The 14,492-nt window shown below is 69.2% G+C and carries 15 protein-coding genes and 1 pseudogene; 8 read left to right on the top strand and 8 right to left on the bottom strand.

Going from position 1 to position 14,492, the window contains the following annotated elements:
• The first annotated feature begins 82 nt into the window (after window positions 1–82).
• Window positions 83–1,360, top strand: coding sequence for a phosphoribosylamine--glycine ligase (purD, locus tag RT309_RS08850; protein WP_313356505.1), 1,278 nt, complete (start codon window positions 83–85; stop codon window positions 1,358–1,360).
• A gap of 4 nt (window positions 1,361–1,364) precedes the next feature.
• Here the strand turns inward: purD and RT309_RS08845 are convergent, their stop codons facing one another.
• Genes RT309_RS08845 through RT309_RS08830 form a run of 4 tightly spaced genes read right to left on the bottom strand, consistent with a single transcriptional unit; the run spans window position 1,365 to window position 4,439 of the window.
• Window positions 1,365–3,203 carry a heavy metal translocating P-type ATPase gene (locus RT309_RS08845; RefSeq protein ID WP_313356504.1) on the bottom strand — a complete coding sequence of 613 codons (1,839 nt, stop codon included), beginning with the start codon at window positions 3,201–3,203 and terminating at the stop codon, window positions 1,365–1,367.
• Window positions 3,204–3,245: 42 nt separating this feature from the next.
• Window positions 3,246–3,776 (bottom strand): GNAT family N-acetyltransferase, encoded by a 531-nt coding sequence (locus RT309_RS08840; protein ID WP_313356503.1) that lies wholly within the window; start codon window positions 3,774–3,776, stop codon window positions 3,246–3,248.
• Window positions 3,777–3,823: 47 nt separating this feature from the next.
• The gene (locus RT309_RS08835) at window positions 3,824–4,258 is read right to left on the bottom strand and encodes a hypothetical protein (RefSeq protein WP_313356502.1); all 435 of its coding nucleotides are present in this window, start codon (window positions 4,256–4,258) and stop codon (window positions 3,824–3,826) included.
• The gene (locus RT309_RS08830) at window positions 4,245–4,439 is read right to left on the bottom strand and encodes a helix-turn-helix transcriptional regulator (protein ID WP_313356501.1); all 195 of its coding nucleotides are present in this window, start codon (window positions 4,437–4,439) and stop codon (window positions 4,245–4,247) included. The genes RT309_RS08835 and RT309_RS08830 overlap by 14 nt, the downstream gene beginning before the upstream one ends.
• 110 nt (window positions 4,440–4,549) lie before the next feature.
• On the opposite strand from RT309_RS08830, the gene RT309_RS08825 reads away from it, so the two are divergent.
• On the top strand, window positions 4,550–5,035 hold the full coding sequence (locus tag RT309_RS08825) for a hypothetical protein (RefSeq protein WP_313356500.1): 486 nt from the start codon (window positions 4,550–4,552) through the stop codon (window positions 5,033–5,035).
• A gap of 20 nt (window positions 5,036–5,055) precedes the next feature.
• Here the strand turns inward: RT309_RS08825 and RT309_RS08820 are convergent, their stop codons facing one another.
• The 3 genes from RT309_RS08820 to RT309_RS08810 all read right to left on the bottom strand — a co-directional run bounded on the left by RT309_RS08820 (window position 5,056) and on the right by RT309_RS08810 (window position 8,732).
• Entirely contained in the window at window positions 5,056–6,462 is a 1,407-nt protein-coding gene (locus RT309_RS08820; protein ID WP_313356506.1) for a DHA2 family efflux MFS transporter permease subunit, read from the bottom strand.
• Between the two features lie 128 nt (window positions 6,463–6,590).
• Window positions 6,591–7,274 (bottom strand): response regulator transcription factor, encoded by a 684-nt coding sequence (locus RT309_RS08815; RefSeq protein ID WP_313356499.1) that lies wholly within the window; start codon window positions 7,272–7,274, stop codon window positions 6,591–6,593.
• A gap of 21 nt (window positions 7,275–7,295) precedes the next feature.
• The gene (locus RT309_RS08810) at window positions 7,296–8,732 is read right to left on the bottom strand and encodes a histidine kinase (protein WP_313356498.1); all 1,437 of its coding nucleotides are present in this window, start codon (window positions 8,730–8,732) and stop codon (window positions 7,296–7,298) included.
• A 155-nt stretch (window positions 8,733–8,887) separates the two neighbouring features.
• Here RT309_RS08810 and RT309_RS08805 point away from each other — a divergent pair, with 155 nt between their 5' ends.
• From RT309_RS08805 to RT309_RS08780, 6 genes are all read left to right on the top strand, one after another.
• Complete coding sequence (locus RT309_RS08805; RefSeq protein WP_313356497.1) at window positions 8,888–9,826, top strand: Ltp family lipoprotein; 939 nt, start codon at window positions 8,888–8,890, stop codon at window positions 9,824–9,826.
• Window positions 9,827–9,844: 18 nt separating this feature from the next.
• Window positions 9,845–10,216 (top strand): PH domain-containing protein, encoded by a 372-nt coding sequence (locus tag RT309_RS08800; protein ID WP_313356496.1) that lies wholly within the window; start codon window positions 9,845–9,847, stop codon window positions 10,214–10,216.
• Between the two features lie 196 nt (window positions 10,217–10,412).
• A complete protein-coding gene (locus tag RT309_RS08795; RefSeq protein WP_313356495.1) occupies window positions 10,413–10,715 on the top strand; it encodes a hypothetical protein in 303 nt (100 codons plus the stop codon).
• A 141-nt stretch (window positions 10,716–10,856) separates the two neighbouring features.
• Window positions 10,857–11,720 carry a phosphoribosylaminoimidazolesuccinocarboxamide synthase gene (locus RT309_RS08790; RefSeq protein ID WP_313356494.1) on the top strand — a complete coding sequence of 288 codons (864 nt, stop codon included), beginning with the start codon at window positions 10,857–10,859 and terminating at the stop codon, window positions 11,718–11,720.
• 209 nt (window positions 11,721–11,929) lie between these two features.
• Window positions 11,930–13,258, top strand: coding sequence for a solute carrier family 23 protein (locus RT309_RS08785; protein WP_313356493.1), 1,329 nt, complete (start codon window positions 11,930–11,932; stop codon window positions 13,256–13,258).
• Between the two features lie 180 nt (window positions 13,259–13,438).
• Window positions 13,439–13,951 (top strand): CinA family protein, encoded by a 513-nt coding sequence (locus RT309_RS08780; protein WP_313356492.1) that lies wholly within the window; start codon window positions 13,439–13,441, stop codon window positions 13,949–13,951.
• 57 nt (window positions 13,952–14,008) lie between these two features.
• Here the strand turns inward: RT309_RS08780 and RT309_RS08775 are convergent.
• A pseudogene (locus RT309_RS08775) lies at window positions 14,009–14,492 on the bottom strand (biotin-dependent carboxyltransferase family protein); the annotation flags it as partial.

Genomic DNA, 14,492 nt, shown 5'->3' with positions numbered 1-14,492 from the left:
CCGCGTCATCGTCTGAGCCGCGTCATCGTCTGAGCCGCGTCATCGTCTGAGTGGGGCGATGCCACGCCGGTAGGCTGGCCGCATGAAGATCCTCGTCCTCGGCTCGGGCGCGCGCGAGCACGCGATCATCCTCTCCCTGCGGTCTGAACAGGCCGGTCACGAGATCTTCGCCGCCCCCGGCAACGCCGGAATCGCCCAGGATGCCACCATCGTCGACCTCGATCAGCTCGACGGCCCTGCGATCGCGGCGTTCGCCAACGAGCGCGGCATCGACCTCGTCGTCGTCGGCCCCGAGGCGCCCCTCGTCGCCGGTGTCGCCGATGTGCTGCGCGAGCGGGGCATCCCGGTGTTCGGCCCCGGTCGCGCCGCCGCCCAGCTCGAGGGATCGAAGGCGTTCGCGAAGCGGATCATGGATGCCGCGGGCGTGCCCACCGGGCGCGCGGTGCGCGCGTCGACGACCGCCGAGGTCGAGGCGGCGTTCGACGAGCTCGGCGCCCCGCACGTGGTGAAGGCCGATGGCCTGGCTGCGGGCAAGGGCGTCATCGTGACCGCCGACCGCGCCGAAGCCCTGGCCCACGCCGAGCACTACCTGCCCGCCGGCCCCGTGCTGGTCGAGGAGTTCCTCACCGGCCCCGAGGTGTCGCTCTTCTTCCTCAGCGACGGCGACACCGTGCGCGCGCTGAGTCCCGCGCAGGACTTCAAGCGAGCGCTCGACGGAGACGGCGGACCCAACACGGGCGGCATGGGCGCCTATTCACCGCTGCCCTGGCTGGCCGACGACTTCGGCAGCGTCGACGCGTTCGTCGCCGAGGTGACCGAGACGGTCGCCATGCCCGTGGTGCGTCAGCTCGACGCCGAGGGCACTCCGTTCATCGGGTTGCTCTACGCCGGCCTGATCCTCACTCCCGCCGGCGTGCGCGTGATCGAGTTCAACGCGCGCTTCGGCGACCCGGAGACGCAGGTCGTGCTGCCGCGGCTGCGCACGCCGCTGTCGCGGCTGCTGCTGTCGGCGGCATCCGGCCACCTCGAAGACGAGCCGCAGCCCGAGTTCTCGTCAGACGTCGCGATCACCGTCGTGCTCGCCAGCGAGGGGTACCCCGAGGCACCGCAGACCGGTCGCATGATCGAGGGGCTGGCGGATGCGGCATCCGTCGACGGCGTCTCGATCGTTCACGCCGCGACCGGCGCGCCCGACGCCCCCGGTGGGTCGTTCGTCGCGACCGGCGGGCGGGTGCTGAACGTCGTGGCGACGGGGTCGGACTTCGCGGATGCCCGTGCCCGCGCGTATGAGGCGATCGGCCGCATCTCGCTCGACGGCGCGCACTACCGCCACGACATCGCGGCGCGCGTCGCGGAGTAGTCCCTCAGCGCGGCTTCGGCCCGGTGAGCGCGCGCAGCGCGTACAGGATCGTGGCGAGGTCGACGAACTCCTGGATGAACGCGCCTGCCACGGCCGGGATCACGCCGGTCGTGGCGATGAGCATGAGCCCGACGCTGAGCACGATGCCGATCCAGATCGCCGTGTCGGCGACCTGCAGGGTGTGCCGGCCGATCTCGGCAGCACGCAGCACCGGCAGCAGTGAGTCCTTCAGCACCACGGCATCCGCCGCCTCGCCGGCCGCCGTCGATCCCCGCGCGCCCATCGCGACGCCGACGTCGGCCGCGGCCAGCACGGGCGCGTCGTTCACCCCGTCCCCCACCATCAGCAGCGGGCGCGGCGTCATCTCAGCGGCGAGCGACACCTTCTGCGCCGGCAGCAGCTCGGCATGCACCTCGGTGACGCCCAGTGGCGACGCGATCGCCTCCGCCGTCGCCTCGGCGTCGCCCGTGAGCATGACGATCCGCTCGACGCCTCGCGCGCGCAGTCCGGCGACGACCTCGGCTGCCTCCGGACGCACGGCATCCGCCAGCACCAGCGCACCCGCGAATCGTCCGTCGACCGCGACGTACGCCGCCAGCTGTCCCGACGCGAGCTCGGTGCGACGGGTGTCCGGCGCGAGCGAGGCGACGTAGGCGGGCTTGCCGACCACGACGGCCCGCCCATCGATCGTGGCGGTGACGCCGTTCGTGGCGACCTCCTCGGCGTGCGAGGCCGGCGCGAGACGCAGTCCGCGCTCGATCGCAGCACGCCGCACGCCCTCGGCGAGGACGTGGCTCGAATACTGCTCGGCGGATGCTGACAGACGCAGCAGCTCATCCGCACCCATCCCCTCCGCCGCGCGCACCTCGACGAGCTCGGGTCGCCCCTGGGTGAGGGTTCCGGTCTTGTCGAAGGCGGCTGAGCGCACCCGCGCGAGCTGTTCGATCACGCCGCCGCCCTTGACGATGACGCCCTCCTTCGCCGTGCGCGACAGGCCGCCGAGGAAGGCGACCGGGGCGGCGATCAGCAGGGGGCACGGCGTCGCGAGCACGAGCACCTGGGCGAAGCGCAGCGGGTCGCCGGCGATCCACCAGGCGATGCCGGCGATCAGCAGCGACACCAGGGTGAACGGCACCGCGAAGCGGTCGGCGAGGCGCACCGTCGGCGCCTTGCTCTGCTGCGCCTCGTGCACCAGCGAGACGATCTGCTGATACTGACTGTCGGCGCTGCGGCGCAGCGCGCGGATGTGCACCGCGTTCGAGCCGTTCACGGCTCCGGAGAGCACCTCGTCACCGGCCTCACGCGAGACGGGCAGGCTCTCCCCGGTCAGCGAGGATTCGTCGAAGCTCGCCCGGCCGCTGAGCAGCACGGCGTCGACCGGGACGATCTCAGACGGACGCACCAGCAGCTCCATACCGGGGACGACCTCGTCGACGGGGACGTCGCGCGTCGACTCGTCGGCCCCGTGCTCGAGCACGTGCGCGGTCTGGGGAGAGCGGTCGAGCAGTGCGGTCAGGTCGCGGGCGGCCCGGCGCGATGCGTAGTCTTCGAGGGCCTCTCCCCCGGTCAGCATCAGCACGATCACCAGTGATGCGATGTACTCGCCTACCAGCAGCGTCGCGACCATCGCGACGAGCGCGAGGATGTCGAGGCCGAAGTGGGCACGCAGGATGTCTCGCACCATGTCCCACGCGGTGAGCGCGATCACCACGCCGACGGTGAGGATCGCGATCCACCGGGCGGCATCGTGCAGGCCGGCGATCGAGAGCAGCGCCACGGCGACGGTGGCGAGCAGGCCTCCGGCCAGCACGGGGTAGCGCCGTGCGGGTCGCAGGAGTCTCATGGACTCACTCTGCCGGACGCCGCCCGGTGGAGGGAATCCGGATCAGAGGCTCACCCAGTACCGGCGCATGCGGCTGATGTCGGCGGCGGATCCGTCGATGACGTCGTCGAGCGAGCCGCCGGCACCCTCGATGGTGCGGTACGAGCCGACGTTCGTGTCGTCGCAGGTCAGCATCACGCGGTCGTATCCCTGCACGCGGGCCCGGTCGAGCACGAGGTCGAGGGCCGCTCGGGCGATGCCCTGCCGACGGCGGGAGGGACGCACCGCGTATCCGATGTGGCCGCCGTAGGTGCGGAGCCACTCGTTCAGTTCGCGGCGGAACGCCATGAAGCCGACGACCTCTCCGCCGTCGACGATCCAGAAGTAGTCGCAGGCGACGTGCCCCTCGGGCAGTCTCGCCTCGGGGTCGGCGTACATCTGCGCCTTCGAGATGAACGACTCGCATGCGGCGCGATCAGCTGCCTGGCCGCGGTCGAGACCCGCGCCGTCGATGTGCGCGTCGCCGAACTCGGCGACGGTGTCGGACCAGGAGTCGAGAAGTGAGAGTGAGGGCGAGACGAGAGAGACGGACATCCTCCCATCACACCACGCCCGCGGGGCGCCGGGCTTCCGAAGCGCGCTCAGCCGCGGCGCACGAAGTACCAGTTGGCAGCGAACCAGCCGATCACGAGCGCGAAGTACAGCGCGATCGACATCCAGCGCGACAGCGGATCGGTATCGGCGATGGCGTGCACCACCAGCTGCACCGCACTCAGCACCAACGCGATGACGCCGACCGCGGCGAGCCCCTTCGTGCCGGCGGTGCGATCGCGCTCGTCGGCATACTCCAGAGCGTTCACGCGCTCGAGGTCGCCCGAGCTGCCGCGGCGGGCGAAGACGGCTCCCAGGCCCGCTCCGATCGCACCGATCAGCAACGCGACGGCCGGAATCGTCTCACCGATCACGAAGCAGAACAGCGCTCCCGCCGCGCAGACCGCGACGAGCACGGCGTTCCCGCGTGACATGGGCCACGAACGGGGCGCGGACTCGGCCGCCCTGTGGTCATGCGTCGACATCGAAGATCTCCTCAACAGTCGAGTCGAAGTGCCGGGCCAGGTGCACGGCGAGGGTCAGCGACGGATCGTAGCGGCCGGTCTCGATCGCATTGATCGTCTGCCGGGAGACACCGACGGCGTTCGCGAGCGCCTGCTGCGAGAGGCCGCGCTCGGTTCGCAGCTCCTTGACCCTGCTCTGCACGTCTCCAACGTAGGCCACCGGCGTTCGCATGTAAAGCGCACTTGACAGCGCCGACGAGTGTCAAGCATGCTTGACATGTCAAATGCGCTTTACACCCCTTGGAGGACATCATGCAGGACGCACTCGTCGATATCACCCAGTCCCTCCCGCTGTGGCTGCAGTGGGCGGGAGTGATGCTGGCAGCGGCGATACCTTTCATCGAGTCGTACTTCGGCACGCTCATCGGAGCGATCGCGGGTGTGCCCCTGCCGATCGCCGTGCTCGCCGCCGTGGCGGGCAACGTGATCTCGATGCTGATCTTCGTCTTCCTCGCGGCGACGGCGCGTCGGAAGGTGCTGGCCCGTCGCGGAGCCGACGCCGACGCGGATGCCCCCTCGCCGCGTCGACAGAAGGTGAAGCGCATGTTCGACCGCTTCGGCGTCCCGGGGGTCAGCCTGCTCGGCCAGACCGTGCTGCCCAGCCAGATCACCTCGGGGATGATGGTGTCGTTCGGCGCCAGCCGCAACGCCGTGATCTTCTGGCAGATCATCTCGATCGTCATCTGGGCGGTCATCTTCGCCCTCATCGGCCAGGCCGGCATCGCCTTGTTCCGTTGACCGGGCTTGCGGCGCCGAGATCAGGCGGCCTGCTGCGGGCGGTGCCGGCGGATGAACAGCGCGGCGATCAAGGCGATGACCATGACGGAGGCAGGCAGCAGCATCGACTGCGCCATGCCGGCCGAGAAGCCCTCGGCCACGGCATCCGGCATCGCTCCGCCACCGCCGAGACCGGCAGGGGCCTGATCGAGACCCGGCAGATTCGCCTCGAGGCGAGCCTGCATGTACGCGGCGATCGCCGACGAGCCGACCACAGAGCCGATGGTGCGCGTGGTGTTGTAGATGCCGGCGCCGGCGCCGGCCTGGCGCGGCGGCAGGTTGCGGGTGGCCTCGGTGGCGAGCGGGCCCCACATGCCGGCATTGCCGATGCCCAGCAGGGCCGAGGGTAGCAGGAACATCCAGGTCGGGGTGTCGACGTTCATCAGCGAGGCGTTCCACAGCACGCCGCCGGCGACGCACACCAGGCCGGGGATGAGGATGAATCGCGGGTCGATCCGATCGAGCAGCGAGCCGGCGATGGGTGCGAGCACTCCTGAGATGACGGCCATCGGGATCATCAGCAGCGCCGCTTCGGTGGGGGTGAGTCCCCGCGCCAGCTGCAGGAAGAACATGAAAGGCAGCGACATGCTGGTCACGGTGAAGCCGACGGCGGCGATGCCGAGGTTGGAGGCCGAGAAGTTGCGGTCGCGGAACAGCTCGAGCGGCACGAGCGCCTCGCTGCGGGTCTTCCACTGCTGCAGCACGAAGAGCACCAGCAGCACGATGCCGGTGCCGATCAGACCCCACACCGAGATGGGTCCGGCGATGGTGCCCCAGTCGTACTTCTCGCCCTCCTGCAGACCGAAGACGATGAGGAACAGCGAGGCCGCGCTGAGCACGACTCCGACGTAGTCGAAGCGGTGCGGATGCGTGGGCAGCTTCGGCACGAGGACCGCGGCGGCGATGAAGCCGATGACCCCGACCGGCACGTTGATGAAGAAGATCCACTCCCAGCCGAGGCCGTCGACGAGCAGACCGCCGAGCAGCGGACCGACGAGGGTCGCGACGCCCGCGGTCGCACCCCACAGGCCCATGGCCGCGCCGCGGCGCTGGGGCGGGAAGGTGCGGGTGATCACCGCCATCGTCTGCGGCGTCATGAAGGCGGCACCGAGACCCTGCACGGCACGAGCGGCGATGAGACCTTCGAGACTGGAGGACAGGCCGCACCACAGCGAGGACGCCGTGAAGATCACGAGGCCGATCAGGTAGATGTTCTTCGGCCCGAACCGGTCGCCGAGTCGCCCGGTGATCAGCAGCGGCACGGCGTACGCGAGCAGGTAGGCGCTGGTCACCCACACGACGTTGTCGAGATTGTTCGTGTCGGGGTCGAGCGCGGCCTTGATCGCCGGATTCGCCACCGACACGATCGTCGTGTCGACGAGGATCATGAAGAACCCGATCACCAGCGCCCAGAGGGCGGGCCAGGGGCTGCGGGTCTCCGTGGGGGCCGTTTCAGTCGAAGTCACCCGGCAACGTTACTCCTCCGCGCCGACATCGACGCGCCGCCGACCGACCGTCAGAGTTCTGTCGGGCCAAGGCCTGCTCGTTCGAGGATGATCCCCACCTGAACCCGACTGCGCACCCCGAGTTTGGCGAACACCTGCTCGAGATGGGTCTTCACCGTCGCGGCCGAGATGTGCAGAGTCGCGCCGATCTGCTGATTCGTCTCACCTCGAGCCACCCCCTTTGCGACGTCGCGCTCCCGCTCGGTCAGCACGGATACGCGCTCCTCGGCGACGATTCTGCCGACCCCGCTCTCGTTCGCGACTGCGCGACGAACGAGCTGAGCGGTGCTGCGTCCCGATACCACGGTGTCGCCGGCGGCCGTGCGCCGCACGGCGTCGACGATCCTCTCCGGAGACTCGTCCTTGAGCAGGTATCCGCTGGCACCGGCCGACAGCATGCGCAGCAGCTGATCCTCTGAATCGATGCTGGTCATGGCTAGCACTCGGCTGCCCGACTGCGACACGATCGCGGCAGTCGCCTCGGGGCCGCTGACGCCTGGCATCCGCACATCCATCAGAACGACGTCGGGGCGGTGCGCGCGCACGAGGGCAACGGCGGCCGCACCGTCGGAGGCCTCTCCCACGATCTCGATCGACGGGTCGACGCCGAGCACGAAACGGAATCCGCTTCGGATGAGCGCTTCATCGTCGACGATGAGGACGCGCACAACGGCGGATTCGTCAGCGCGGCTCACGCCCCGAGCTTAGCGAGCGGTTCATCCTCGTTCGAGCCACGGCAAGGACACGTCCACGATGAATGCGCCCTCGTGCGCTCCGAGCCAGGCCTGCCCGCCCAGAGCAGCTACCCGCTCGCGCATGCCGAGGATGCCGTTGGTTCCGCCCGGCACTCGTGATCCCCCGTGCGCATGCACAGGATTGGTGATGCGAATGCGCGCGCCGGTGGACGGTTCCACCTGGACGAAGACATCGATCGGGGCACCCGGTGCGTGCTTGATGGCATTGGTGAGCGCTTCCTGAACCACCCGGAACACCGCGTTGTCAAGCAGCGCCGATGCCCGCTCCGCCCCCTCCATCACGACATACGTGCGGACATCCGCACCTCCTGCACGCAGCTCCATGAGCAAGGCTCCGACCGCCCGCATCGAGGCCGGCGACGCCGAATCCGCGTGTGCACGACCCCTCAGGTCGCCGATGAGCCCGCGCATGTCCTGCAGAGCGGCGTGGGTCTGTTCACGCACCGTGCGAGCGATCTGTCCTGCCTGCCCCGCACTGTCCGATCCCGCGCCGGCCGCGGCTGCCGCTTCCAGGGCGCCCGCATGAAGCGAGACCACGGAGAGACGGTGCGCCAGCGCATCGTGCATGTCGCGAGCGATGCGCTCACGTTCTGCCTGTCGCACCATCTGCTCGGTGAGTGCGTCCGCGCGGTGGAGTTCTCGTTCGGCCCACGCGACGCTCTGCTGCGCCTTTGCTCGAGTGTGCGACAGGAGCAGGATGCCGACGGTCACCCCGAACGACATCACTGCGCAGCCGACGGACGCGATGATCCATGAGCCCTCGAACTGCGCGTCGATGCGGGTCGTGAAGTACCACGGAAGAGCCCCACCCCACGACGTCGTCACTTCTCGCAGGACGTACAGGCCGATCAGCGCGGCGACAGGAATCCCCAGCCGCCGGACACGTTCGGGGTAGCGCTGCGCGGTGGCGAAAGCGGCGACCAGAACCAGGATGTACGACACTCCGACCGCTGCGAGCAGTGCGCCAGCGGCGAGCGCGATGAGCGGAAGCCGGCGACGCCAGATCACCGTGATCCATGCGATCAGAATCAGCAGCATCAGGGTCGTTCCCAGACCTGTGATCCTGATATCACCGGCCCGGTCGAGCGTCGAAGCGCCGGGCACGTTGGGCAGCGCGGCGACGTCGAAGAGGAACCCGCCGACGACCATTCCGGCGGTGGTGGCGCCTCTGACGATCGCCGGCCGACGTGGCGCGTGATCGTGGACGGTCGGGGAGGTCACAACACGAGAGTATTGCCGGCGGCCGACGCTGCGACTCCACCGTGGGGCGATGCTGCATCCGCCGAACGGCGGAGGCGGGTCTACCCGAGTAGCCGAGGGAACGCCAGCGCCCGCTTCGCAATACTCACATGAGCAGTCAGCAGGCGGGCGTTCTGATATCAATGCACTGATACGCAAACAAGAGCGCCATCACCCGCTGGCAGCCACCCGCGTAGATCACCGCAGAAGAGAGAGCCCTCATGAGCTTCGACAACAGCACGCCCACACCTCCCCCGCCACCAGGGCCCACCGCTCCTCAGCCGACGGCCGCAGCGCCAATCGCGGGGGCGCCCGTGCCGCCCCCGCCCACCGTCGGCGTTCCGCCCGTCGGCGCACCACACCTCGGCGCACCACCCGTCGGGACCGCGTCGGCGGCGACCGGCGAGAAGTCCTTCCTCACCACGTGGCTGCTCGCCATGCTCGTGGGTGTCCTCGGCGTCGATCGCTTCTACCTCGGGAAGGTCGGCACCGGCATCCTGAAGCTCGTCACGTTCGGCGGAATCGGTGTCTGGGCTCTGATCGACCTCATCATGGTGCTCACAGGCGCCACGCGCGATAAGGCAGGCAGGCCTCTCGCCGGATACGACCAGCACAAGAAGGTGGCCTGGATCGTCACCGGCGCCGTCATGGTGCTCGGCATCCTGATCAACCTCGTGACGCCCAAGCCCGCGCTGTCCTCTCCCGCATCAGATGTCGCCCCCATCGCCGCCCCGGTCAAGGAGGCGGCCGAGGAAGCGGAGCCCACGATGGTGGTCGTTCCCGACATGGTCGGCACGCCGATCAGCGTCTCGCAGCCCATCGCTGAAGGGTTCGGCCTGAAGTTCTCCGCGCCGGCGGACGCAAACGGGGACTCGGTCATCGCCACCCAGTCGATTGAAGCCGGAACCGAGGTCGCAGACGGCACGGAGGTCGTGGTAACCGTCGAGCCGCCCAAGCCGACGTTCACTCTCGAGCAGAAGAACGCCATCGACAAGGCCCAGAACTACCTCCGCTTCGCAGGGTTCTCGCGCGAGGGGCTCGTTGCACAGCTCGAGTTCGAAGGGTTCTCCACCGAGGCAGCGGCGTTCGGCGCGGACAACGCCGGCGCGGACTGGAACGCTGAGGCAGCCGAGAAGGCGAAGAGCTACATGGATATGACCTCCTTCTCACGTCAGGGACTCTATGACCAGCTCGCGTTCGAGAAGTTCACTCCTGAGCAGATCGAATTCGCTCTGGCCGCCATCGGCTACTGACACCGGCAAGGACGCATCATGGAGACGAACGCCATTCTCAGCTGGACTCTGCAGCAGGAGATCCCCGTACCCGAAGACGTGCAAACGCTGCTTGCGCAGGGCGAGCAGGCCATCACGTCGTTCAAGACCGTCCGTGATTCAGCCACCTTCACCACGAAGCGACTCATCGTGCGTGATGCGCAGGGTCTCACCGGCAAGAAGGTCGAGATCTATTCGCTGCCGTACAGCTCGATCCTGATGTGGTCGTCCGAGAACGCGGGCACCCTCGACTGGAACTCCGAGCTGGAGCTGTGGACGAAAGCCGGTCATATCAAGGTCAAGCTCGCGAAGGGCGCAGACGTGCGCCGGATTGACAGCCTGATCGCCTGGGCAGTGCTCAATGCGCATTGATCCGGTCACGACCCCCACACGGGCGGCTGCCGTCGGACTGCTCGCCCTCGCGCTGGTCATCACAGGCTGCACAGCTTCCCCGCCCTCGACTGTCGCGGAGAAATCCGAGGCTGCGTCGAGCCCATCACCCGCTCCCACTCAGCTCGATCTCACGGGCGAGTGGTCGTGGCACGACGCTCCAGACCCCGCTCAGACGATGACGGCCACGATCACGGCCGATCGAATCGAGATCTACTGGCCGAGCTTCGAGGTCGGTGAGGAGGGCGACGTGATCAGCGGAACGATGGACAGGCCGCTCTACTGGGCGGGCTCGTTCGCGGCCCCCGCGCCGGGGAAGAAGGACTACACCTTCACCTCTGTGGCGGACACCGCCGCCATGGGAATGTCACTGCTCGCATCGAGCGAGGCCAAGAAGGATTTCCGCTTCTCGGGTGGCGCGTTCTCGTTCGAGATCAGCGTGCAAGACGAGACGAGAACCCTCGCTCTGGAGCGCGACTGACCTCGAGAGGTGATCGGCTCCTGCTGACTGGGGACAGCAGGCAGGGACGGGGCGCGGCTGGGGAGCCGCGCCCCATTTCGTGCGTCGGCCGGCATAGACGCACGGCCGACATCGGGATCGGCGTGGTGCGAAGATGGGTGCGTGAGCGAACCACAGAGCATCCCCGGCTGGCGTCACCTCTACTCCGGCAAGGTCCGCGACCTGTACGCCTCGGACGACCCGGCCGACACGCGCATCCTCGTCGTCGCCAGCGACCGGGTGAGCGCGTTCGACTTCGTGCTGTCTCCCGGCATCCCGCAGAAGGGCGAGCTGCTCACTCAGTTGAGCGACTGGTGGTTCGAGCAGCTGTCCGACGTGCCGAACCATCTCGCCGAGGGCGAGATCCCGGATGCCGTGGCCGGGCGCGCCATGCTCGCGATGGCGCTCGAGATCCTGCCGATCGAGTGCGTCGTGCGCGGATACATCACCGGCACCGGCTGGGCGGAGTACGCCGCGCACGGCACGGTGTGCGGCATCCCGCTGCCCGCCGGGCTGCAGAACGGCGACCGGCTTCCGGAGCCCCTGTTCACTCCCGCCTACAAGGCCCCGCTCGGCGAGCACGACGAGAACATCACGTTCGATCGCGTGGTCGAGCTGGTCGGCGCGGAGCGCGCCGACCAGCTGCGGGACGCCTCGCTGTCGCTGTACCGCCGCGCTGCCGAGATCGCAGAGGCGAAGGGGCTGATCCTCGCCGACACGAAGTTCGAGTTCGGGGTGGATGCCGACGGCGTCCTGCGCCTGGCCGACGAGGTGCTCACCAGCGACTCGTCGCGGTACTGGGACGCCACCGCGTGGGCATCCGGCACGACGCCCGAGGAGCGCATGGCGAGCTTCGACAAGCAGATCGTGCGCGACTGGCTGGCGACCAACTGGGACAGGCAGGGCGAACCGCCGGCGCTGCCCGCCGAGATCGTCGAGCAGACCGCCGACCGGTACCGCGCGCTCATCGGCCGCCTGACGGCCTGACCCGCCGGCACCCGCCGGGGCCTCCGACACCGGCCGGCACCCGCCACCACTTCGGGGGCCGACACTCCAGATGTCGGCCCGATTCGCGGAAACCGTCCGACATCTGGAGTGTCGGCCCCCGGTTCGTCGCATTCGTCGCACGCCGGATGCCGGGCATCCGGAGCGGTAGTGTTTCCTCGGCCCTGATCCCGACTCCCCGAGGAGCCCCCATGCCGCTGTGGACCATCCACGGCAACGGTCGCACTGTCGCGCCCGGCGCCGTCGTTCGACCCGAAGAGCGCCTGAACTGGCCGGCGACGATCGCGATCGGCGTGCAGCACGTCGTCGCGATGTTCGGTGCGACGTTCCTCGTGCCGATCCTCACGGGCTTCCCCGTGCCGACGACGCTGCTCTTCAGCGGCATCGGGACGGTCCTCTTCCTGCTGGTCACACGCAACAAGCTGCCCAGCTACCTCGGGTCGTCGTTCGCGTTCATCGCGCCGGTCACTGCCGCGACGGCGTCGGCGGGAATGGGCTCGGCGCTGGCCGGCATCGTCGCGGTCGGCGTGCTGCTCGCGATCATCGGCGTCGTCGTGCACACGGTGGGCGTGCACTGGGTCGACCGGTTCCTGCCGCCCGTGCTCGCCGGCACGATCGTCGCGCTGATCGGGTTCAACCTCGCGGGCGCTGCGCGCGGCAACTACGAGCAGGCGCCGATCACGGCCACCTTCACCCTCGCGGTCACGATCCTGTTCGCGGTCGTGTTCCGCGGATTCCTCGGCCGCATCTCGATCTTCCTCGGCGTGATCGCCGGATACGTGTTCGCGGCGATCCGGGGCGAGCTCGACTTCAGCAAGGTCGAGGCGGCTGACTGGATCGGCTTCCCGACCTTCCATGCGCCCAATTTCGCAGACGCAGGAACCTGGTCGGCGATGGCGATGTTCCTTCCCGTCGTGCTCGTGCTCATCGCCGAGAACGTCGGGCACGTGCGGGGAGTGGCGACCATGGTCGAGGACCCTGCGATCAACAAGCAGACCGGCAAGGCGCTCATCGCCGACGGCATCTCGACCTCGCTCGCCGGCTTCTTCGGCGGCTCGGGAACGACGACCTACGGCGAGAACATCGGCGTCATGGCATCCACCCGCGTGTACTCGACCGCCGCCTACTGGGTCGCCGGCGTCACCGCCATCCTGCTCAGCATGTCGCCCAAGTTCGGCGCGGTCATCAACTCGGTGCCCGCGGGCGTGCTCGGCGGCATCACCACCGCGCTGTACGGCCTGATCGGCGTGATCGGCATCAAGATCTGGGTCGACAACCGCGTCGACTTCTCGCGCCCGGTCAACCAGTACACCGCCGCGGTCGGGCTGATCGTCGCGGTCGGCGGCTTCATGATCAAAGACCCGGAGTCGGGCTTCGAGCTCGGCGGCATCGTGCTCGCGACGGTCGGTGCGATCCTCATCTACCACCTCGGCAACCTCATCGCGCGGCTGCGCGGCTCGGGCGCCGACGACCCGAAGCCGCTCACCGGCGTCGGTGCTCCGGGCGGCGACCCGGCCTGACGCGGGCAGCGACCCTCATCCAGCGCAGGAGAACACGCGAGCGCAGGTCGATTTCCCGCAATCCGTCCTGTTCGCACGTGTTCGCCTGTTCTGGGGCATCCGGCACGGCAACTGATCGCTCCGTCATCCGGGTCTGTCAAGGCCCCCGCCGGGCATCCGGTCTGGCGGTACCGTCGGCGCATGCTCGACGTCACACCTCTCGCTGACCTCGCCAGAGACCGCGAGCTGCGCGTCGCGGTCGCCGAATCACTGACCTCCGGGGCTCTCGCCAGCGCCATCGGCGCCGGCCCGGAGGCGAGCACCTGGTTCGGCGGCGGCATCGTCGCCTATCTCCCGGAGGTTAAGGAGCGGGTTCTCGGCTTCCCGTCCGACGGGGATCCGACCTCGGCCGAATGCGCGGAGCAGCTCGCCCGCGGCGCCCGCGAGCTCTTCGACGCCGACCTGTGCGTCTCGACCACCGGGGTCGGCGGTCCGGATGCCGAAGACGGGCATCCCGCGGGAACCGTGTTCCTCGGATGGGCGACGCGCGACGGGGCCGGGCACCGCAGGCTCGACCTGGACGGCGAGCCCGAGGACGTGCTCCAATCGTCCGTCGAGGCCGCTGTCGAGCTGCTGATCTCGCACGCCGGTCGGGTGGAGGGCGCCGGTCGGGTGGAGCGCGCCGGTCGGATGGAGGGCGCCGGGAACCGCTGACGAGATCACGCGCCCACCGGCGGGTCGTGCCCGCCACGCCGGCTGGGTCACGAATCGTCAGTGATACCCCACGCGGAACCGGATGCGCACTCCGGGAGACAGCTGAGCGGCCAGATCGCGCGCGGCATCGGTCAGGGCGCCGATGATCGGATAGCCGCCGGTAGTCGGGTGATCGGGCCCGAACACCACGGGCTGACCGTCGGCCGGCACCTGGATCGCTCCGCCGACCGCACCCTCGCTGGGCAGTTCGCCGATGATCGCGCGCTCCAGCGGCCGCTCGCCGTGCAGTCGCATGCCGACCCGGTCGGAGCGCGGCGTGACCGCCCACTCCTGCTCGCCGAGCAGACGCACCGCCGCGGGCGTGAACCAGTCGTCACGGGGCCCGAGCGTGATGTCGAGCACGACGAGGCCGCCCGCCGCAGGCAGCTCGCGCGGCAGCGGTGCCGGCTCGACCGCGTTCGTCGCGGCTTCTCCCAGCGGCACCACATCGCCCGCTCGCCGGGGCGCCGGCCCGATGCCCGAGAGGGTGTCGGTCGATCGG

It is taken from the genome of Microbacterium sp., from assembly GCF_032084865.1.
Taxonomy (GTDB): domain Bacteria; phylum Actinomycetota; class Actinomycetes; order Actinomycetales; family Microbacteriaceae; genus Microbacterium.
The sequence above is the reverse complement of the archived record's forward strand: the minus strand, read 5'-3'. Positions and strand labels throughout refer to the sequence as shown.